General features: G+C 41.1%; 18 protein-coding genes. 5 read left to right on the plus strand and 13 right to left on the minus strand.

Annotated features, from left to right (window positions below):
- Nucleotides 1–108: 108 nt before the first annotated feature.
- The 3 genes from ACFSYC_RS14500 to ACFSYC_RS14510 form a co-directional block, all read right to left on the minus strand.
- Nucleotides 109–1,449, minus strand: a complete 1,341-nt coding sequence (locus tag ACFSYC_RS14500) for an OmpA family protein (RefSeq protein WP_377129080.1) — start codon at nt 1,447–1,449, stop codon at nt 109–111.
- 187 nt (nt 1,450–1,636) lie between these two features.
- The gene (locus ACFSYC_RS14505) at nt 1,637–2,827 is read right to left on the minus strand and encodes a trans-sulfuration enzyme family protein (RefSeq protein WP_377129082.1); all 1,191 of its coding nucleotides are present in this window, start codon (nt 2,825–2,827) and stop codon (nt 1,637–1,639) included.
- Nucleotides 2,828–2,838: 11 nt separating this feature from the next.
- Nucleotides 2,839–3,267 (minus strand): OsmC family protein, encoded by a 429-nt coding sequence (locus tag ACFSYC_RS14510; protein ID WP_377129084.1) that lies wholly within the window; start codon nt 3,265–3,267, stop codon nt 2,839–2,841.
- Between the two features lie 107 nt (nt 3,268–3,374).
- Here ACFSYC_RS14510 and ACFSYC_RS14515 point away from each other — a divergent pair, with 107 nt between their 5' ends.
- The 3 genes from ACFSYC_RS14515 (at nt 3,375) to ACFSYC_RS14525 (ending at nt 5,721) form a co-directional block, all read left to right on the plus strand.
- On the plus strand, nt 3,375–3,857 hold the full coding sequence (locus ACFSYC_RS14515) for a hypothetical protein (protein WP_377129086.1): 483 nt from the start codon (nt 3,375–3,377) through the stop codon (nt 3,855–3,857).
- Between the two features lie 93 nt (nt 3,858–3,950).
- Entirely contained in the window at nt 3,951–5,189 is a 1,239-nt protein-coding gene (locus tag ACFSYC_RS14520; RefSeq protein WP_377129088.1) for a nucleoside recognition domain-containing protein, read from the plus strand.
- Nucleotides 5,190–5,289: 100 nt separating this feature from the next.
- The gene (locus ACFSYC_RS14525) at nt 5,290–5,721 is read left to right on the plus strand and encodes a hypothetical protein (protein ID WP_377129090.1); all 432 of its coding nucleotides are present in this window, start codon (nt 5,290–5,292) and stop codon (nt 5,719–5,721) included.
- A 215-nt stretch (nt 5,722–5,936) separates the two neighbouring features.
- Here the strand turns inward: ACFSYC_RS14525 and ACFSYC_RS14530 are convergent, their stop codons facing one another.
- The 5 genes from ACFSYC_RS14530 to ACFSYC_RS14550 all read right to left on the minus strand — a co-directional run bounded on the left by ACFSYC_RS14530 (nt 5,937) and on the right by ACFSYC_RS14550 (nt 13,400).
- Nucleotides 5,937–6,551, minus strand: coding sequence for a TetR/AcrR family transcriptional regulator (locus ACFSYC_RS14530; protein ID WP_377129092.1), 615 nt, complete (start codon nt 6,549–6,551; stop codon nt 5,937–5,939).
- A gap of 198 nt (nt 6,552–6,749) precedes the next feature.
- Nucleotides 6,750–10,193, minus strand: coding sequence for an efflux RND transporter permease subunit (locus ACFSYC_RS14535; protein WP_377129094.1), 3,444 nt, complete (start codon nt 10,191–10,193; stop codon nt 6,750–6,752).
- 26 nt (nt 10,194–10,219) lie between these two features.
- Complete coding sequence (locus ACFSYC_RS14540) at nt 10,220–11,323, minus strand: efflux RND transporter periplasmic adaptor subunit (protein WP_377129096.1); 1,104 nt, start codon at nt 11,321–11,323, stop codon at nt 10,220–10,222.
- Between the two features lie 19 nt (nt 11,324–11,342).
- Complete coding sequence (locus ACFSYC_RS14545) at nt 11,343–12,707, minus strand: TolC family protein (RefSeq protein ID WP_377129098.1); 1,365 nt, start codon at nt 12,705–12,707, stop codon at nt 11,343–11,345.
- A gap of 81 nt (nt 12,708–12,788) precedes the next feature.
- On the minus strand, nt 12,789–13,400 hold the full coding sequence (locus ACFSYC_RS14550; protein ID WP_377129100.1) for a TetR/AcrR family transcriptional regulator: 612 nt from the start codon (nt 13,398–13,400) through the stop codon (nt 12,789–12,791).
- A 204-nt stretch (nt 13,401–13,604) separates the two neighbouring features.
- Here ACFSYC_RS14550 and purB point away from each other — a divergent pair, with 204 nt between their 5' ends.
- Entirely contained in the window at nt 13,605–14,948 is a 1,344-nt protein-coding gene (gene purB, locus ACFSYC_RS14555) for an adenylosuccinate lyase (protein WP_377129102.1), read from the plus strand.
- Nucleotides 14,949–15,049: 101 nt separating this feature from the next.
- Nucleotides 15,050–15,601: a NifU family protein gene (locus ACFSYC_RS14560; protein ID WP_377129104.1), complete on the plus strand. Its 552-nt coding sequence runs from the start codon at nt 15,050–15,052 to the stop codon at nt 15,599–15,601.
- A gap of 54 nt (nt 15,602–15,655) precedes the next feature.
- Here the strand turns inward: ACFSYC_RS14560 and ACFSYC_RS14565 are convergent, their stop codons facing one another.
- From ACFSYC_RS14565 to ACFSYC_RS14585, 5 genes are all read right to left on the minus strand, one after another.
- Nucleotides 15,656–16,447, minus strand: a complete 792-nt coding sequence (locus ACFSYC_RS14565) for an inositol monophosphatase family protein (RefSeq protein ID WP_377129106.1) — start codon at nt 16,445–16,447, stop codon at nt 15,656–15,658.
- Nucleotides 16,422–16,898 (minus strand): GtrA family protein, encoded by a 477-nt coding sequence (locus tag ACFSYC_RS14570; RefSeq protein ID WP_377129108.1) that lies wholly within the window; start codon nt 16,896–16,898, stop codon nt 16,422–16,424. The genes ACFSYC_RS14565 and ACFSYC_RS14570 overlap by 26 nt, the downstream gene beginning before the upstream one ends.
- On the minus strand, nt 16,891–18,063 hold the full coding sequence (locus tag ACFSYC_RS14575; RefSeq protein ID WP_377129110.1) for a prolipoprotein diacylglyceryl transferase: 1,173 nt from the start codon (nt 18,061–18,063) through the stop codon (nt 16,891–16,893). The genes ACFSYC_RS14570 and ACFSYC_RS14575 overlap by 8 nt, the downstream gene beginning before the upstream one ends.
- A gap of 28 nt (nt 18,064–18,091) precedes the next feature.
- Nucleotides 18,092–19,411: a tRNA (N(6)-L-threonylcarbamoyladenosine(37)-C(2))-methylthiotransferase MtaB gene (gene mtaB / locus ACFSYC_RS14580; protein WP_377129111.1), complete on the minus strand. Its 1,320-nt coding sequence runs from the start codon at nt 19,409–19,411 to the stop codon at nt 18,092–18,094.
- Nucleotides 19,412–19,581: 170 nt separating this feature from the next.
- Nucleotides 19,582–20,151 (minus strand): UbiX family flavin prenyltransferase, encoded by a 570-nt coding sequence (locus tag ACFSYC_RS14585; RefSeq protein WP_377129113.1) that lies wholly within the window; start codon nt 20,149–20,151, stop codon nt 19,582–19,584.
- Nucleotides 20,152–20,233: the final 82 nt, after the last annotated feature.

Genomic DNA, 20,233 nt, shown 5'->3' on the forward strand with positions numbered 1-20,233 from the left:
AAAAAGGCGTAGAAAAATTTCTTCTTCTACGCCTTTTTTCACTATTGGACTTTTTCAGTGCCCTCGCAAATGCAACGGGGATTTTTTTGTGTGTTATTATCGTAACTCTTAGTACAACGTAAACTCGACACGACGGTTTTGTTGACGACCAGCGGCGGTTTTGTTTGTTGCTATTGGTTGCGACTCGCCATAACCGGTAGCTTCTACACGTGATGCATTAGCACCTTTATCTACCAAATATGCTTTGATTGACTCAGCACGGTCTTTCGATAATCCTAAGTTAGCAGCATCTGAACCTACATTATCTGTATGGCCAGCCAATTTCAAGCTAAAGTTTTTATTCATCAATAAACTTGCAACTCTGTCTAAACTTGGGAATGATTTAGCACGAATAGTTGCTTTGCCAAAATCAAACTCAAGATTTTTAATAGCATCTCTGACAACTCTTCTGTCTTCTTCAGTAATAATAGTTACTTGTGGTGCAGCTGCAACCGGTAGCGGACAGCCGGAACCGTCTACTTTAGTACCAGATGGGGTGCCAGGGCATTTATCAAAGAAATCAGGAACACCATCGCCATCAGCATCTGCAGAGAATTTAGCTAAGTTAGCATTGGTTGTAGCCAAATCGCTTCTTAACTGATCGTTGGATGCTTTTTGCGCGTTGATCTCACTTTGTAAACGGCGTTGTTCTGACAAATACTCATAACGCATTGATGATACCGGGTTATGAGCAGCTAACTGCTTTTTGTCTTTGCTGCCTAAAGAAAACTCTAAGCCTGCGTGGGCGTAACCATACTTATCATTATTACCGTTTAGGTTATAACCGTCTAAGTTATCAGCATCAAGAAAGTTTACCTGGTAACCTAAATCAATGTTTACACCTTTAGCAACATTAACTTTAAAGCCAACCCCTACCGGAATATAAGCACTTCTGATGTCATGACCTACATCAATAGTAGTACCATTAGCAACAACGAATGTTGGACGATATGATGAATAACCCACACCGGCAGTAGCATACATTTGAATTGCATTTTGATTATTTCTCCAGCTAATGTTGCCAAACGTCCAGTTTGCTGCAAGATCCACAGCCCAATTCAGATCCGTTCTATAAGATTTGAAAGCAGGATCCGCGGGTCCATTGCCGGCAACCTGGCCACGTAGGCCGTTTAATTGCAAGCCCCAGCCTGTTGATAGTTGCTTTTTAATATACATACCATAACCAACTTTGCTGTTAGGATTTTTGAAATCGCTGTTGTGGCCAGAAAAGAAAGTGTATGGATTAAGTAAACCGGCATGCACACCGATAGACCATGTGCGGAAAGAACTTACCGGCGAAAAAGGTTGAACGTAGTCTTCTTGTTTAAGTTCATTGGATTGAGCAAATACGCCGCTGCCCAAAAGTACTCCCGTTACTACAAGAGCTGCTTTTTTTAGATTTGTTTTCATAGTGATTTGTTGTTAGTTGATCCTGCCTTTTAAAGGGGTGCAGAATTGAACTACGTAGGCAATTTCAGTGCCACTAAAGCAAATACACTAAAACCGGCTAGGTGACAATTGAATACGAATAGTTTCGCAAAAAAAATACTGCACCAAATAGTAGACACTATGACGCAGGATATAAAAAAGTGCAGTTTTAAACTGCACTTTTCTCTAAAGCCTGAACTATGTCAGCTATGATATCTTGGGCTTTTTCAAGACCTGCGGAAATACGAATTAAGCCAGGAGTAATGCCGACGCTCAATTGTTGCTCGCTGCTTAGGCGCGAGTGCGTTGTGCTGGCCGGATGCGACGCGATGCTGCGGCTATCGCCAAGGTTAGCGGTAACTGATAGCATTTGTAAGGAATCTAGGAACTTACGACCCGCTTCAATACCGCCTTTAATTTCAAGACAGAATATACCACCGCCAGCTGCCATTTGTTTTTTAGCGATGTGATACTGCGGATGGTTTGGCAAAAATGGATACTTAACATACGCTACCTGCGAATGGCTTTGCAATGCTTCTGCAACTTGCAGGGCGTTTTTGCAGTGACGTTCCATACGAACGTCAAGGGTCTCTAGGCTTTTACTTAGCACCCAGGCATTAAACGGCGATAATGCCGGGCCTGTATTACGGCAAAACAGGTAGATCTCTTTAATCAGGTCGGCGCGGCCTAAAACTATACCCCCCAGTACCCTACCCTGCCCATCTATCCACTTGGTGGCCGAGTGCATTACCAGGTCAGCACCGTAAGTAATTGGTTTTTGCAGTAAAGGTGTCGCAAAGCAATTATCCACCGCTAAAATAATGTTATGCTGTTTCGCAAACTTACCTGCCCACTCCAAATCAATTATTTCTAGCTGAGGGTTGGTCGGTGTTTCAATATAAATCATTTTGGTATTAGGCTGCACTGCTGCTTCGCAGGCTGCTTCATCACCAACAGGTACTAAAGTACAGGTTATGCCATATTTAGGCAGATACTTGGTTACCAAAGTAAAGGTGCTGCCAAATACCGAACTGCAGCAAACCAGGTGATCGCCTTGTTGTAACAGCGAAAAGAAAGTGCCAAATATAGCCGCCATGCCGGTCGCGGTAGCAAAACCATCTTCAGCACCTTCAAGGGCGCACATTTTGGCAATAAACTCGTCTACGTTAGGATTGCTAAAGCGGCTGTAAATATTATCCTCATTCTCGTCGGCAAATGCGGCGCGCATGGTTTCTGCCTCGTCAAAAATAAAGCTGCTGGTTAAGTATAAGGGCGTTGAATGCTCCTTTTGCTGCGTGCGCGGCATTTGGATACGGATAGCCTGCGTTATAGGGTCTAAATTATCGAAGTTAGATGACATAAATTATAGGGTTATTGTGCAGGATGTACAAACACCTGCGTTTTAATTTCGGCGCCTGCCAACTCTAAAGTAGCTGCAACCGAACAATATTTATTAACTGAAAGATCAACCGCGCGGGCTGCTTTATCCGGGTCTATATCGCCATATAAATGAAACTCAATGTTCACATTTTTCCATAACGATGGTTCTTTTCCTGCTTCACGGTCGCCATTTACAACCATTTTGTAGTCTTTAATGTCCTGACGTTGTTTCTTTAATATCGTGATCACATCAATGGCTGAGCATCCTGCAACACCCATTAATAACATTTGCATGGGGCGTACGCCAAAGTTTTCGCCACCGCTTTCAGGGCTGCTGTCCATGTTAATAGTGTGTCCGTTTTCGTCGCTTGCGGCAAAGCCAAAATTGCCGTGTACGCGTTGTAAATTAATTGTAGGCATAATGTATATAACTAAATTGTGCTAAGTTATAATTTTTGCCGCAGTAAACTTGGGCGCGTAACAACATTTCTGTAATTTTAAAAACATATTATTTGTTTAAAAAGCCAATGAAGAAATTAGCATTATGTGTTTGGTTTATATGCCTTAGCAGTATTTGCTTTGCACAAGCTAACCTGATATCCTACGAAGATCTAAAATTCCTGCTCCACAACAATCTCGCCCAAGCCGATACCTTTTTGGTTGCAAAGCGCTATGCTACCATCAAAAAAGATGATAAAAAGAAAACTGCCACTTATAAAGCAACTATTCCAGGCGGCACTTTTGTAAGCCTGGGTATGCGGGCTGATGGCCGCAGGGTTTTTATGGAATTAGAAACTAACGACGCTAACCAGTACAACCTTATTAATAACTCTATCGCTCCATATTTAAACACCGAGGGCTCTGTTGGCGATGTGCAGATCTACACCATTAAGAATCTTTGCAGCATTTATATCACTGTCAATGATAGCCGCCCTTATAATCCGCTAAAGCGTACGTATTTAATGCAAATAGTGTCCGACAAAAATGTACACTCGTTTGATGGGAACTAAATTTACAGGTTACATAATTGGCTAAAAAGTAATTAACCAACACCAATCATTAATTTTATATATTTCACATCTGCATATCCGCACATCAGACACATGGTTTTAAATTATATCTGGATCGCCTTTTTTGTAATCGCCTTTATCATAGGCCTGGTTAAACTTATTTTCTTCGGCGACACCGAGATTTTCAAGTTAATGGTTGAAGGCACTTTCGACTCGACCAAAGCTTCGGTGATGGATATATCCCTTCCGCTTGTAGGCATTATGGCTTTTTACCTGGGCATGCTAAAGATTGCTGAGAAAGCCGGCGCAATCAATTTCTTATCACGCTTAGTAGGGCCGTTTTTTAACCGTTTGTTTCCTGACGTGCCGAAAGACCACCCTGCAGTTGGGCAAATGATGATGAACTATTCGGCTAACCTGTTAGGTCTGGATAACGCAGCTACCCCTTTCGGGCTTAAAGCTATGGCTGGTTTGCAAGAGCTTAATAAAGACAAAGAAACCGCATCAAACGCGCAGATCATGTTTATGACGCTGCATGCGTCGGGTTTAACCTTGCTGCCGGTTGCTATTATAGCGCAGCGCGCCATTTATAACTCAAAAGACCCGACCGATATTTTCATCCCCTGCATTATCGCTACCTATGTAGCTACCTTAGCGGGGCTTATAGTAGTTGCTATTAAACAACGTATCAATCTTTTTGATCGTGTTATAGTAACCTGGCTGGGCTGCATCACTTTATTTATAAGCGCCGTGGTTTGGTATTTCACGGCATATTTAAGTAAAGAGCAAATAAGCGTAGTTTCAAAAGTATTTAGCAACCTTATGCTTTTCGGTTTGCCTGTCATTTTTATCCTTGGTGGCGTGCGCAAAAAAATAAATGTTTTTGAAGCTTTTATTGAAGGCGCCAAAGAGAGCTTTGATATCGCTATAAAAATCATCCCCTACCTGGTTGCATTACTAGCAGCAGTGAGCGTGTTTAGGGTAAGCGGCGCGGTTTCTTATTTGGGCGATGGCTTTAAATGGGTTTTTAGCCACTTTAATATGGATACTCGCTTTACAGATGTATTGCCTATTGCTTTCCTAAGGCCGCTAAGCGGCTCGGGCGCGCGGGCTATGATGCTTGACAATTTAAAAGTTTATGGTGCCGATAGCTTCGTGGGCCACCTGTCAAGCGTATTATACGGCACAGCCGATACCACTTTTTATATTGTTGCGCTGTATTTTGGTTCTGTAGGAATCAAAAAAACAAGATATGCTATACCGGCAATGTTAATTGCGGATGTCTTTGGCATTATTACGGCTATATCTATCTGCTATTTGTTTTTTGGTTAAAACCCGGAGCAGTATTTATAATGGCTATAAATCTCATGGTTAAATATGTTGTGGTACAAATTTATTTAACTTTGAAGCAGCATAACTTGCACCCTAATTAATGACAGCTAACCTACCTCAAAACAAGACCGACCAATATTTAAAACAAAAGGCAGCGAAAAAGAAAACCGGTAACAAGGCACTTATTATTTTCCTGGTATTTATTGCTATCGCGATATCCGTACTGGCAAAAATTACACTTACAGGATCATTAAGCCCGTCGTTTTCAGCGGGAATGCCTGGCGCCGAAGATACCTACGATATTGCAAAACAATTTATTGAGCCTACGCTAAAATCGTCTAGCGCAAATTTCCAGGATGACAGGTATCAATTCGGTAATCAGTCGGATTCGGTGTTTGTAATTCAGTCTTCTGTTAAAACCAGCGATGGTGGCGAGAAAATAGTGATGCCGTTTAAAATTGTTCTTAAATATAATGGCGGGCAGATTGATAGAAAGAAAAACTGGTCGCTTGTTGACCTTAGTGTCCGCTAATCAAACCTCAAACAAATAAAAAAGCAGGCTAAGATTTGACGCTTAACCTGCTTAATCACTCTAAAACAATCACCTCTTAACTTTAGAAGTATCTTTGGTAATTGATATTATATTAATAAAAATTACTTGCTAATTAAATAATAGTCAAATGTATTAATAAATAGCTGTTTAAACTTGTAACAGTTCTATTTTTACTACAAGGTGACAGTCTGCTCTCAATACATCATTCCCTTTATAAATATGTCCAGCAGCAACAGGCGTTTGGCATGTATTTCATCCAAATGCTCTTTTTGCGGAAACATAAGTTTCTTGTGTGACTGGGCGCTTACCTTAACACCATGCAGCGCGTCTAATAAAATATCAACCAGTTCTTCAGGATTTTCAAGAGGTTTGATATTTCCTTTTTCGCTCTCTCTCTTAATAGCAGCGCTTAATAATGCAAGCTCAACTGTATGTATTTCTGTTATGATCTCCCAGATGGTATCGGGCAAATTTTGCTCATTAACTCTAAAAAAGTCAAAGAAGTTATAATTCTTAAAAATGAAATTATGCTTTAGCTCAATCTGCACAATAAAAGCATCCTTCAACGTGTCAAATTTTTCCAGCCTTTGGTTAAGCGAATCAATATAGTCAGCAGCGAGCATACGCATAACCGCAATGTATAATTGGCTTTTGTCCGGAAAATAGTAATAAAGCAAGGCTTTAGAGAAAGAGAGATCGCCAGCTATCTCATTCATCGTGGTTTTTGAATAACCGTAATGCAAAAATCTGTTGTACGCGGCGTCTAAAATCTTTTCGCGCTTAATGTCCTGCTGTTCTATCCCTGCCATTTTTAGATTCCTGACTTTTTTAACAAAATTATCAAAAATTCTATATTATAACTTAAAAGCGGCCGGTTAAGTGTTTAAACGCACAAGATTGATACACAAATTACATTCATATTAAATATTGGGTGTGCTCCCCGCGTAAACAACAAAGCCGCCCCATAATTGCTGGGACGGCTTTGTTATCATATGTTTTGACTTCTGTTATATATGAGCAAGTATTTCTTTTGACTGTATGTCGGCAAGCACCGCGTTTTCAGACGGTTTTTTGCCTTTCACTCTCATTTTTAAGTTAAAGTGGATGATATACATACATGGCACCAATATTAAAGTGATGATAGTTGCAAAGCCCAGACCAAATATCATCGTCCATGACAACGGGCCCCAGAATGCGACATTGTCACCACCGAAGTGGATATGCGGCGTAAAGTGCGTAAATAAGCCTACAAAGTCAATATTGAAACCAACGGCCAGCGGTATTAAACCTAATATAGCGGCAAAAGCGGTTAGCAATACTGGTGTCATACGGGTACGGCCGGCTTCAACAACTGCATCGTGCAGGCTTTGCCCCTGCTGCATCAGCAAGTCGGTAAATTCTACCAGTAATATTCCGTTACGTACAACCACACCCGCAAGCGCTACTATACCAATACCAGTCATCAATACCGAGAACGTCATACCGAATATACTTACACCCAGCAATACACCGATAATACTGAACAAAATCTCGCTGATGATGATAAAGGTTTTACCTATTGAGTTAAACTGCATCATCAAAATGATCAGGATCAGCATAAAAGATACCCCCAGCGCTGAAAGCAGAAATACTGCAGCTTCGGTCTGATCTTCCTGGCCACCACCCATACGAATAGTAATGCCGCCCGAGGTTTTGAAATTTTTAATTGCTGTAGCAATCTGCGCATTAACGTCATTAGCATTGTAGCCACCCACTTTTAAAACGTTTGAGCCTAGCGTAATTACACGTATTTGTTGCTTATGCTTGATATTACTGTAAGTGTTAGCATAACGGATGTCGCTAAATGCTGAGATAGGCACTTGCCTTACCGCCCCGCCGGTAGCCATGTCACGATAAGTGATTTTGAGGTTACGTATAGCGTCCAGATCATATTGCTGATCTTTCCTAGCGCGAACGTTAATCTCGTAATCATCCTCGGTAGTATTTCTAAAATCGGCCGCTTTCATACCATATAGGGTTGTCAACAGCGACATACTGATTTGCTGACTGTTGATACCCTCGCGATTAGCACGTTCGCGATCGATATTAAAAACAATCTGCGGCTTATCGTTTTGTACGTCGGTAGTAAGCTCTTCAATACCACCGATATTTTGTTTTACGATGAATTTTTTTAAGCTGTTTGCCGTTTTAACTAAACTATCCAGATTATCGCCTGCAATTTCAATACTGATATCTTTCTGTGTTGGCGGGCCACCGCTTTCCTGGTCTACCGAAATTTTTGCACCAGGCACTACGCCGGTGACAGCTTTACGGATACTCTGCAATAGCGCCTTGGTGTCCTTACCTTTACGTTCAGCAAATTTTACAAAAGCCACGGCAATTTTACCTTTATTAGGATAATTACCCTGATCTTCATCCTGAGGATCGGTAACGCCTACCGTTACGTTAGATATGATAGATGAAACAACGTCTTTATCAGGCTCTACCGCCGCTGCAACACGTTGCTCTAATATCTCTGTAACCTTGTTGGTATAAGCCTGATCTGTCCCCTTTGGTAAAGTAATGTACACAAAAGCAAAGTTAGGATCAGCCTGAGGGAAGAATTCCACCTTAGGACTGCGCGCCATCATAAAGAAAATACTGAAGATGAACAATCCTACAGTACCACCAAGTATCCACCATGGTACGTGCACCGCTTTTTCTAACAAATTAGCATAAGCAGTTTGCATTTTAGGCCATGCCCTGTTTTGGAAAGCGTCGATCCACTTAACAAACACAAAATGGTTTAGTAAGAATAATACCGTGGCAAAAACTACAAAATTCCCTACACCAAAGTTTATCAGGTAGGCAATTACTGCTATGCCGGCAAACCATAACAAAACTTTTTTAATACCCTTATCAAATTTAGGGTTGTCATGCTCGCCTTTAACGTGTGGTTTCATAAAATCAACCGCGAATACCGGGTTAAAAATATATGCAACCACTAACGATGCCAATAAAGTTATGATCAACGTGATAGGTAAAAAGAACATAAATTTACCAATCATACTGTTCCAGAAAGCTAAAGGCACAAATGGAGCCAAAGTTGTCATAGTACCAGAGAATACTGGTAAGAACACCTCGCCAGCTGCCATTTTAGCTGCTTTAGCAATAGGTACTTTACCGTTATCAAAAATACGATGCGTGTTCTCAATCACCACAATCGCGTCATCCACCACTATACCCAGCGCTAGCAGGAACGAGAACAAAACGATCATATTAAGCGTAAAGCCGATAGCCGGCATTACCAGGAAGGCGATAAAACAGGATAGCGGCACAGACAACGCCACAAACAAGGCGTTGGTTGTACCCATAAAAAACATCAGAATGATGGTTACCAATAAGAAACCAATAATAATGGTGTTCACCAAATCATTAACAGTGGTACGGGTCTGATCACTTTGGTCGCCGGTTACGGTTACATCAAGTCCTTTCGGAAATTCTTTAGCTTGCTTTTCTTTAATCAAAGCGAAGATCTTGTCAGACGCCAAAATCAAGTTCTCGCCGGTACGTTTACTTACGTTTAGAGTGATAACCTTTTTAAAGCCACTATCCTCTTTAGTTTTCATACGTGCGTAGCTCTCCTGCTCATGGAAACCGTCTTCCACTTCCGCAATATCGCGCAGGTAAACCGCTTTTCCGGTGGGGTTACGTATAACCATTGCGGCAACTTCGTCGGCGTTTTTAAAATCCTGACGGATATCAACACTACGGCGCACACCATCAACACGTAACCCACCGGCAGACATGATGATATTCTCTGCACCTACGGCCCGTGTTATGTCGTCATAACTCACCTGTGCCGCAGTCATCTTATTTAAATCAACATTGATCTGTATCTCCGGCTTAAGCGCGCCCACCATATCAACCTTTGAGATCTCTTTCATACTCTCAATAGCATCCTTCAGGTTGTCCGCATACTCCTTGAGTTTTTTCAGGTCGTAATTACCAGAAACATTTACATAAAGGATAGGCAAGTCGGCAACGTTAATGTCGGATATCTCCGATTCCTTAAGATTGTTGTCATTCTGCGGCAAATCGGGCTTTGCCTTATCTACAGCTTCTTTAACATCATCCTTAGCGTCTTTTATCTTTACGTTACCGTTAAATTCGGCGGTGATGATTGATATATTGTCGTATGAGTTTGAGGTTACCTTTTTTAAGCCTTTTAAAGATTTTAATTTTTTCTCTATCTGGCGGGTAACCAATATCTCAATGTTTTGTGGCGATTGGCCAATAAACTGTGTTGTTACAAACACTTTAGCCTGTGCTATATCCGGGAAATTTTCCTTGGGAAGATTGTTGTAGCTTACCAAACCTAAAATGGTAAGCAACACAACCAGCGCGTATATGGCTGTCTTATTATCAATGGCCCAACTTGAGGGTCCAAATTCTTTTTCCTGATCTTTCATAAAGGGACTTATCTATTAAATGCCACTTATTTAATTCCTTGCAATACACGCACTTTATCACCCTCTTCAATATCTGCCGCGCCATCTACAATCACCTCGTCGCCGGCTTTGAGGCCGGTTTTAATTTCGGCTGAACCATTTGAAATTTTGCCTTCGGTGATAGCTATACGTTTAGCAACGCCATTTACATTGATATAAACATAATCACCAGCTTCTGATTGTTGAATTGCTTTTATCGGTATAGATATCGCGTTAGCATTAGTATAATCGGCAATTTTGAGGACGGCTGTCATGTTAGGGCGCAACGATGAGCGCGACGGCAGCTTAACCTCAACGGGGAAACTACGTGATATCGGATCAATAGCTTTACCGGCAAAGTTGATCTTGGCAGTAATTGAGTCTTTAGCATCCGGAAAAACAACTTTTACGGTATTACCTGTACGCACACTGCCAGCATACGATTCGGGCACATTTGCTTTAGCTTTCAAGCTATTATCGTTAACGATGTTGATCCCTGTAGTACCCGGACCTGCGGCCTGACCTAATTTAAGGTCCATTAGCTCTACAGAGCCGTTAATTGGCGATTTAATAGTATATAACGCTGCCTGTTGTTTAAGCGCATCGTACTGCTTTTGCGTAGTTTGCAAATTAGTTTTAGCCTGTAGAAATTGTACCTCGGTACCAATTTTTTGATCCCAAAGGTTTTTTTGGCGTTGAAACAAGGTACTGGATAGCTCCACCTGTGCCTGGGCCTGTAATAGCTGTTGTTTTAGTACGCTATTATCTAACTGTACCAATGTTTGACCCCTGCTAACACGCTGACCCGGTCTAACATAAATAGCAGTAATAATACCCTGCGCCTGCGGATACGCAGTTACGTTTTCTTCAGCATCAACTTTGCCTTGTATTTCTACATAATTGCTAAAGCTTTTTGCTTCAATTTTATAAACAGACACGTCGGCCGTTTTTGCAGAGTCGGTGGTACCGCCTTCGGCCTGTAGTTTGGTTATTTTATCATTTATTTCGGCCTGTTGCTTTTTAAGCTCGGCAAGTTCTGTCGCTTTATCTTTTGGTTTGTCTGAGCAAGCGGCTGCTAACAATAAGATAGGGATATATAATAGTTTTTTCATTTTTATGGTGATTTGAGTTTTAGTTGATGCGTGCATAAGCTTTGTCAAGATCTACGCGGCTTATTAAGGCGTTGTATAGTGCTTGTATGTATTCGTTATCGGCTTTTTCCAGTTCGGTTTGCGCTTGGGTTACCTCAATGCTTGAACCCACACCTTGTTGGTATTTGATTTTGGATACCCGCAATACTTCGTTAGCTAACTCGCGGCTGCGTTTTTGATTATCTAAAGACCTAAGGCTATTTGTAAAAGTTATCTGTGCCGCATTCGCTTGAAGCTTAAAGCCATTGGATGCATTATGCAGATCATTTTTAGCTTTCAAAACGCTCACCTGGGCCTGACGCATTTGATTTAGATGCTGGCCACCTGTAAATATGGGGATATTGATATTTAAACCGATATAACTGCTGTAATAATTATGATCGTACAAATACCGGGTATGATTCTCTTGGAAAGTATTAGCAAACCCTGCAACAAAGGCTACGCTGGGCTGAAAATTAGCTTTCTTATTTTTTACCTCTAATTCATTAAGGGTGATATTGGTTTGTAATAACTTATACTCTATACGATTGTGATAAAAAGCGGTATCAACCATGTTTTGGGCGGTCTGACCTTCAAGATTTACATCTGCTAACTTATCTGCCAAAATAAGCTCTTGTTCAACAGGCATGCCCATCTGAAACTTCAACATCTGGTAGCCTAAAATAAGTGTGCGCTGAACATTATCACGATTAGTTACCAGGTTGTTGTATTGAACTGATAGACGGTCAACATCTATTTTTTCAACAAAACCTTGTTTGTTTTGCTGTGTGGTTTGATCAAGCGTTTGTTTTAGCTGCGTGATATTGGCATCCAATAATTTGATTTGTTCGCTGCTAACCAATGCCTGGTAATAAGCTTTTGTAACATTAACATTAGTTTCAATTTTGGAACGGGTAAGATTACGTTGTGACAATTCTCTAAACGTTTTAACCGCTTTTAAACCAACTAAAAATGTGCCGCTATAAAGTAATTGGCTCATTTGCAACGAGTAATTGTTAGTGTACTTTACAGGGCCAAACGGAAATGCAGTTAATGGTGCGTTTGGATCAATAGGGCCGCCACTCAAGAAATTTGGACCTACTTGTGTAGGGACCTTTAGATAATCTTGAAAAGTAATTGCACCATTAATTTGTGGTAAGCCACTACCAATGGTTTCTTTAACTTTATACTCGGCACTGGTGACATCAAGGGCGGCGTTCTTTACAGAGTCCTGGTGTTCATAGGCATACTTTATACAGTCAGCAAGGCTAAATGTAACCGGAGCAAGCGCGGGCGGCGCCTGCTGCGCATAGCTGCCTAAGGCTAAAGCGCAAATAAGTGAGGCGGTTAGTAATATATATTTCATTGTAATTATTGTGGTTTTTGATTATTAATTATCGTTATCAAAATAACAACCTCAAATTGACAGCCCTATGTCAACAGGGTATTATTCGTTTGCTATATTTTTATACTCGTTAAGCAGTTTGTAACCTTTAAGCGTACAAATGCCAAAGTTAAAATGCTCTAAAAGCTGATATTGTACTGTCCAGGTACTGAATTCTGCAATTGGAAAAATGTTGATATTAAAGCCCATTTCTACCTGGTTAACACGCATACGTGCCATAATCTTTACATCAATGTCCGGGCGGATGTAGCCTTGTTGTATTCCTTTAGTTAACAACTCCTCTAAAGTATGGACAATCACCTCCGTTTTAAAGGTTTGAAAATGCTTCCAGGCATCCGGATGGTACTTTTGCATATCATGAATTACAATAGGATTAATGCGCGAAAAAATCTCTTCAGAGCATTTCATCATGTTGATCATTTCCTCTATGACATTGCCAGAATTACTAATGATAGCACACATTTGGTCTTCATCTTCCTGTAGTTTTCTTTTTACTAAGGCTATTACTAACTCATTCTTATCCTTAAAATACTGATAAATGGTTTTTTTTGACATACCCAGATGTTTGGCTATATCGTCCATGGTGACGCTTTTTATTCCTGCTTTTAAAAACAGCTCCTCACCACCCTGAATTATCCTATCTATTTGACTCATTTTATTAATTGGTCAAAACTATGGAAACATTTTTAGATTTCAAAGTTTCCATATCCTAATAAATATTCACATTCGGTAGTAATTGACACAATTATGATAATTGGCTTAAACGACTTTAGTTTAAATCCGCTACATGCTGTGGTAAATTATCAAGGCTTTTAAAACTGCACGTCAAAATGTTACCTTTACCAAAATTTAAAAACCATGACACTTACACCTCTTTCTGCAATATCACCTATAGATGGCCGTTACCATAAAGTAACTGCCGACCTGGGCGCTTACTTTTCTGAATACGCGCTGATTAAATACCGTGTACTTGTAGAAATTGAATATTTTATCGCCTTATATAATTACCCGCTGCCCCAGCTTGAAGGGTTTGATAAAAACCTGACTGAAAAGCTACGCGATATTTATAATAATTTTACCGAGGATGATGCTCAGAGCATTAAGGACATAGAAAAGGTAACCAACCATGATGTTAAAGCGGTTGAGTATTTTATCAAACAAAAATTTGACGATTTAAACCTACAGGATCACAAAGAGTTTATTCATTTCGGTTTAACCTCACAGGATATCAATAACACTGCTATTCCGTACAGCTTTAAATTAGCTTTAGATGAAGTTTACTACCCGGCAATTGATGAGCTGGTTAATTTATTAAACAAATACGTTGGCGAGTGGAACAATATCCCTATGCTGGCGCACACCCACGGCCAACCGGCATCACCTACCCGATTAGGTAAAGAGATACAGGTTTTTGTTGAACGTTTAGAGAAACAATTGGTTTTACTAAAACAAGTGCCATCATCGGCCAAATTTGGTGGCGCTACCGGTAACTTTAATGCCCACAACGTTGCTTATGGCAACATCAACTGGACGGACTTTGGCAACAATTTTGTAAATAATATCCTCGGGCTTAGCCGTTCGCAGTATACCACTCAAATTGAGCATTACGACAATTTTGCCGCTCAGTGCGATGCATTAAAACGTATTAATAATATACTGATAGATTTGGACCGCGATATGTGGACTTACATATCAATGAACTACTTTAAGCAGCAAATTAAAGCCGGCGAGATAGGATCATCTGCCATGCCACACAAGGTTAACCCGATAGATTTTGAGAACTCTGAAGGCAACTTAGGTATTGCTAACGCGATATTTGAACACCTGGCCGCCAAACTCCCAATATCAAGATTACAACGCGACTTAACCGACTCAACCGTGCTACGTAACATCGGCGTGCCGGTAGCTCATACGCTGATCGCTATCAAGTCAACCGTAAAAGGTTTGGGCAAATTATTGTTAAATGAGCCTGCCATTAATGCACACCTTGAAGCCAACTGGGCGGTAGTTGCTGAAGCGATACAAACTATTCTGCGTAGAGAAGCATATCCAAACCCATACGAAGCTTTAAAAGAGCTTACACGCACTAATACACAGGTGAACGCGCAGACCATTGCTAAGTTTGTGGACACGTTGGATGTTAGCGATGGCGTTAAAGAAGAAATCAAAAAAATAACGCCGAGTAATTACACGGGGGTGTAAGTGATTTGCATAACGTCACCCATTGGTCATAACTAACTTAGTATAGCGTTTTAATAAAAAACCTATTTAACTTTGTTAGATAATATTAGCAAGACACCAAAATGAATATCAACGTATATACAGAATCAACGCCTAACCCGGCAACCATGAAGTTCATTGTGAACAAGTTGTTGATCAATGGAAGCGCTGATTATGCGACCAAAGAGAGTGCAGAAAAGTCACCTTTTGCAAAAGAGCTTTATAAGTTCTCGTTTGTCAATGGTGTATTCTTTGCCAGCAACTTTGTTACTGTCACTAAGACTGAAGGTACGGATTGGCAAGACATTGAGGCAATACTGAAAGAATTTGTGAAAGGCGCCGTAGAGTCTGAACTAAAAGTACAGCTTGAAGAGCAGACAGACGACGTTAACTTTGAAGGTACAGATATCGAAATAAAAATTCAGCAAATATTAAATGACTACGTACGCCCTGCTGTAGAACAAGACGGTGGAGCTATAGCCTATCGGTCGTTTGACGAAGGTGTGGTAACTGTCGAGCTTCGTGGTTCATGCAGTGGCTGCCCGTCATCAACCATAACGCTAAAAGCAGGTATTGAGAACTTGCTTAAACGCATGGTTCCTGAAGTTCAGGAAGTTGTGTCGGAAGCAATGTAATTGACTAAGATTTTACCGATTTGAAAGGGATTACGCTTATAGTGTTATCCCTTTTTATTTAAAATACTTTTGTATCTCTGTTAACATTTCCGCTGTTAACTTTCCGTTAGTCGCTAATAACTCCCGGGTATCCAATACTTCGTCCCCTCCCTTAAAGTTTACTATTTGGCCCCCGGCCTGGCGTACTATTACTATACCTGCTGCAACATCCCAGGCGTTTAAGTTATATTCATAAAACGCGTCGAAACGGCCGGCCGCTGTATATACAAGATCAACCGCTGCCGAGCCTAAACGGCGCAAGCCATGCGAGTTTTTCATGAGGTGAGAGAATAGCTCAATGTATTGCGGCTGCTTAGTAAAATCATAATACGGGAAACCGGTTGCAATAAGGCTGCTCGCTATAGTCGGCGTTTTGCTTACTTTAATTTCCGTGCCGTTTAAGTACGCAGGCGCCCCCTTCCAGGCATAAAAACATTCGTCAAGGTTAATTTCGTACACTACACCAACTACCAGCTCATCATATTCTTTTAGGGCGATACTTACAGAAAACGATGGTACGCCATGGATAAAATTGGTGGTGCCATCCAACGGATCAATGATCCAGTTGTAACGTTCGCCAACATTAGTACGGGTGTTTTCTTCGGTGATGAAGCCAGCTTCGGGCAAGATCACTTCCAATCCGGCAACGATAATCCTTTCGGCGGTTTTATCCACGTAGGATACCAGGTCATTTAACCCTTTATACTCAATTCTGTCGGCATTAAAAGACTTTCTTTCCTGGCGGATAAAATCGCCTGCTTGTTTGGCAACTTCAATTACTTTATTTGTGATCTGCTGTAGTGGCACGACGGTGTTTCAATGATAGGCTAAACGAGAAAAATTTATGCACAAAGAAGCTGGCAAAAAACAAACTACCAAGGGTGCTTATACGTGCTATATCAGGGGCCATGCCCACGTTTTGTATAAATATTTCTATAAGGATAAGGCTGGTAAAATAGCCCACAATGGGCACCAGCATAAATCTAAAAAACTGCTTGGAAGACTTTGATTTGGACTCGGAAAAAACCAGGTAGCGCGTTATCAAAAAATTTACCACTACTCCGCAAAAAAAGGATATGGTTAAGGAAAGCGTATAGTTGCTAAGTGGAAAAGAAAATATCCGGTAGGACCGGCTAGTAAGTACGTAAAAATGCATCACCCTAAAAACCAAAACATCTACCAAGGCACCGCTACCCGCTGAAAATATAAAGCGGGCAACCTGGTTTTTGTAGATCTTTTGTTTTAGGCTTTTAGCCATGCTTTGTGGCTGGCTTTTTATTTTGTTTTAATCCGTTAAGTATCAAAGCTACACCACCCAAAACCAAAACTAACGATATCAGTTCGGCTTGCGTAAATGGAACGCCGGCAACAACATATTTGGTGTTAACCCTGATCAGCTCTACCAAGAAACGCTCAACGCCATTTAGTATTAAATAAATACCGAAGAATACACCCGGCGCTTTAATTCTATCGCGAATGCTCCATAAAAAGAAGAACAGCAAAATACAAACCACCGACTCATAAAACGGAGTAGGATAAACCGGCAAACGTAACTCATTACAATATTTACCAACGCAATCGGCAATTTTGTTACCGGCGTCTTCAGTGCTTACGTTATGCGGATATTTGAAAGACCACATCCAATCCGGTGCCCAGCTTAACCATCCTGGTTTAGGGTCTGTATTAGGGATACCCCAATCTCCGTCGCCAGCCATTTGGCAACCGATACGGCCAACACCATAAGCCAGCATCATACCAGGGCCACCAATATCCAGCATGGTTAAAGGCTTTATGCCGTGTTTGTTAGCTATGTAAAGTACTGCTGCGCCACCACAAATTAGGCCACCATAAAAAGTCAAGCCGCTAAAGCCAATTAACATGCCAACCGGGTCGGCCATAAAGTCGTTCCAGTTTTCAAGCGCGTTAAACAGTTTGGCTCCTGCAAATCCGCAGATAGCTGCCCACAACAAAAGGTTACCCATTAACTCGTAGGGATGTACTTTGACAGTTTTGGTAACCGGTTTAGGCAATACTTGCTTTTTATTTTCAGCATACGCCCAGTAGCCAAATGCAGCTGCTAAAATAATACCACCTATAAAGTTACCATTGGTTGATAGCAAGAATCCCTGCGGATCATCGATCATGGCCTGGTAGTTAAACACCATGTCCAGCAGTTTATATCCCAGCACAAAACCAAACACCGCGTTTCCAGCAAGCTCGGCTGTCGAAATTGGTGCGCCAACAGTTATTGTTTTATTAAAACTATGTATATAGCCTAGTTTTTCTTTGCGCTTAAACTCTTGCGTAAAAGCCCAATAGGCTGCCATAAAAGCAAGCGCTACAAAAAAACCGAAGGTTTGAATAGGAAGCGGAATATTGACACCAAAAAAGTACTCTATTAACGAGCTAAGGGTTGGAAACATAGTAAAATATTTTGCAACGAATATAGGCTTAATGCACCAATATTTCTTCTGCTTCGGTTATTTCGATGTCACCGTCTGGTGATATTTGTGTTAAGGTTACGCTTCGAACTTCGTTAACCAATACGGGATCAAATTTGGTTTTAACCTTAACATAATTACGCGTAAAGCCATGCATGTAGCCATCTTTTATATCACCCTCAAACAATACCTCTTCGGCGCGCCCAAGTTGCGAAAAGTAAAAAGCCCGGCGCTTTTTATCTGATAGTATATGCAGCATTTTACTCCGATCAGCACGAGTTGAGCCTGGCACCGCTCCACTCATTTCGGCAGCGAGAGTATTCTCGCGCTTTGAGTAAGTAAATACATGCAGGTATGATACCTGCAGATCATTCAGGAAATTATAAGTATCAACAAAATCTTCGCGCGTCTCGCCGGGAAAACCAACAATAACGTCGACACCAATACAGCAGTCAGGCATCAGCTCTTTAATACGGGCTACCCTATTAACGTATAATTCGCGCTTATAGCGACGACGCATCAAACTCAATATTTTATCCGAACCGGATTGTAGCGGTATATGAAAATGTGGCACAAACCGTTTTGATTGTGCTACAAAAGTTATAATCTCGTCTGATAATAAGTTAGGCTCAATAGACGAGATACGTATACGATCTATCCCCTCTACTTCATCTAAGGCTTTAACCAAATCAAAAAACTTGTTTGTGCGTTCGCCATTGATGATACCAAAATCGCCCAGGTTAACGCCGGTTAAAACGATCTCTTTTACACCTGACGCCGCTATCTGTTTAGCTTGTAGGATAACACTCTCAATGGTGTCGCTACGGCTGACACCACGGGCCAGTGGTATGGTGCAAAATGTACAAGAGTAATCGCAACCATCCTGAACCTTTAAAAAAGTACGGGTACGGTCGCCAATTGAAAATGCCGGAACAAACTCATTGGCTTGGGATACAGGTTGATTGTAAACCAAGGCTTTAGGCTGCTTGGTCAAGTCGCTGATATGTTCAATAATGCGAAACTTTTCAGCAGCGCCTAATACCATATCAACGCCGGGTATTTCCGCAATCTCCTTTGGCTTTAATTGAGCGTAACAACCAACAATAGTAACGTATGCGTTAGGCGATACTTTAAGCGCTTCTTTTACAACTTTTTTACATTTCTTGTCGGCATTTTCTGTCACCGAGCAAGTATTTATTACAAACACATCTGGGGTGTTGGTAAAATCAACTGTATCGAACCCGGCATCGCTAAAGAGCCGGCCCAGTGTTGATGTCTCTGAATAGTTGAGTTTACAACCGAGGGTATAAAAAGCTACTTTTTTATTCATGTCTAATCCGCAAAGATAAGATATTTTACAAATAGCAATTGGGGCTAAAACAATAGTTACAAAAAGCTGATAAAACCATTTTACAACTTGACCTTAATTAGTATTTGCGAACCATTTTGCAAATATTGCGTAACTAATCAATTATGGCACAAATACAATGAAAAATGCAATTACTCATTCTTACTTCCCCACCTGTAGCTTTCATCTTCTAATCCCATCAAGTCAATCAGCCTGTTAACTACGGTCATGGCCACCTCTTCAATAGTTTTAGGTTTACTGTAAAAGGATGGTATAGCCGGGCATATAATTGCGCCTGCTTCGGTAACAGTTGCCATGTTGCGAAGGTGAATCAAATTTAAGGGAGTATCGCGGGCCACCAAAATAAGTTTGCGGCGCTCCTTCAAAATAACGTCTGCCGCGCGGGTGACAAGATCATCCGACACTCCGGAAGCTATCCTACCCAGGGTGCCCATTGAACAGGGTACAACCACCATCGTGTCAAACTTTGCCGAGCCGGATGCAAAGGGGGCCATGAAATCTGTTTTAGCATAGAAATTATATGGGATATTATTATAATCGTCATTACCGAGCTCAAACTGCCATACCTGCTTGGCATTATCAGACATTACAACACCAACTTCGGCAACTTGACTATGCAAGTTTTGCAGCTTTTGCAGTAGTAATTTTGCATAGATAGACCCACTGGCCCCGGTGATGGCAATTACGATCTTTTTCTTCATATTTATACTTAAAACGCTATAAAGATAGGAAAGTTTGGGGTACAAAAAAGGGTCGAATACAAGTACCCGACCCTACATCTAC

Origin of the sequence: Mucilaginibacter antarcticus, assembly GCF_042686155.1 — a bacterium.
GTDB lineage: Bacteria > Bacteroidota > Bacteroidia > Sphingobacteriales > Sphingobacteriaceae > Mucilaginibacter > Mucilaginibacter antarcticus.

Excerpts from the sequence above, each read along its gene's own strand:
- ACFSYC_RS14575 (WP_377129110.1), bottom strand. The coding sequence starts at position 18,063 with ATGTTTCCAACCCTTAGCTCGTTAATAGAGTACTTTTTTGGTGTCAAT.
- ACFSYC_RS14540 (WP_377129096.1), bottom strand. The coding sequence starts at position 11,323 with ATGAAAAAACTATTATATATCCCTATCTTATTGTTAGCAGCCGCTTGC.
- ACFSYC_RS14560 (WP_377129104.1), top strand. The coding sequence starts at position 15,050 with ATGAATATCAACGTATATACAGAATCAACGCCTAACCCGGCAACCATG.
- ACFSYC_RS14510 (WP_377129084.1), bottom strand. The coding sequence starts at position 3,267 with ATGCCTACAATTAATTTACAACGCGTACACGGCAATTTTGGCTTTGCC.
- purB (WP_377129102.1), top strand. The coding sequence starts at position 13,605 with ATGACACTTACACCTCTTTCTGCAATATCACCTATAGATGGCCGTTAC.
- ACFSYC_RS14550 (WP_377129100.1), bottom strand. The coding sequence starts at position 13,400 with ATGAGTCAAATAGATAGGATAATTCAGGGTGGTGAGGAGCTGTTTTTA.
- ACFSYC_RS14570 (WP_377129108.1), bottom strand. The coding sequence starts at position 16,898 with ATGGCTAAAAGCCTAAAACAAAAGATCTACAAAAACCAGGTTGCCCGC.
- ACFSYC_RS14535 (WP_377129094.1), bottom strand. The coding sequence starts at position 10,193 with ATGAAAGATCAGGAAAAAGAATTTGGACCCTCAAGTTGGGCCATTGAT.
- ACFSYC_RS14545 (WP_377129098.1), bottom strand. The coding sequence starts at position 12,707 with ATGAAATATATATTACTAACCGCCTCACTTATTTGCGCTTTAGCCTTA.
- ACFSYC_RS14500 (WP_377129080.1), bottom strand. The coding sequence starts at position 1,449 with ATGAAAACAAATCTAAAAAAAGCAGCTCTTGTAGTAACGGGAGTACTT.
- ACFSYC_RS14585 (WP_377129113.1), bottom strand. The coding sequence starts at position 20,151 with ATGAAGAAAAAGATCGTAATTGCCATCACCGGGGCCAGTGGGTCTATC.
- ACFSYC_RS14530 (WP_377129092.1), bottom strand. The coding sequence starts at position 6,551 with ATGGCAGGGATAGAACAGCAGGACATTAAGCGCGAAAAGATTTTAGAC.
- ACFSYC_RS14525 (WP_377129090.1), top strand. The coding sequence starts at position 5,290 with ATGACAGCTAACCTACCTCAAAACAAGACCGACCAATATTTAAAACAA.
- ACFSYC_RS14515 (WP_377129086.1), top strand. The coding sequence starts at position 3,375 with ATGAAGAAATTAGCATTATGTGTTTGGTTTATATGCCTTAGCAGTATT.
- ACFSYC_RS14505 (WP_377129082.1), bottom strand. The coding sequence starts at position 2,827 with ATGTCATCTAACTTCGATAATTTAGACCCTATAACGCAGGCTATCCGT.
- mtaB (WP_377129111.1), bottom strand. The coding sequence starts at position 19,411 with ATGAATAAAAAAGTAGCTTTTTATACCCTCGGTTGTAAACTCAACTAT.
- ACFSYC_RS14520 (WP_377129088.1), top strand. The coding sequence starts at position 3,951 with ATGGTTTTAAATTATATCTGGATCGCCTTTTTTGTAATCGCCTTTATC.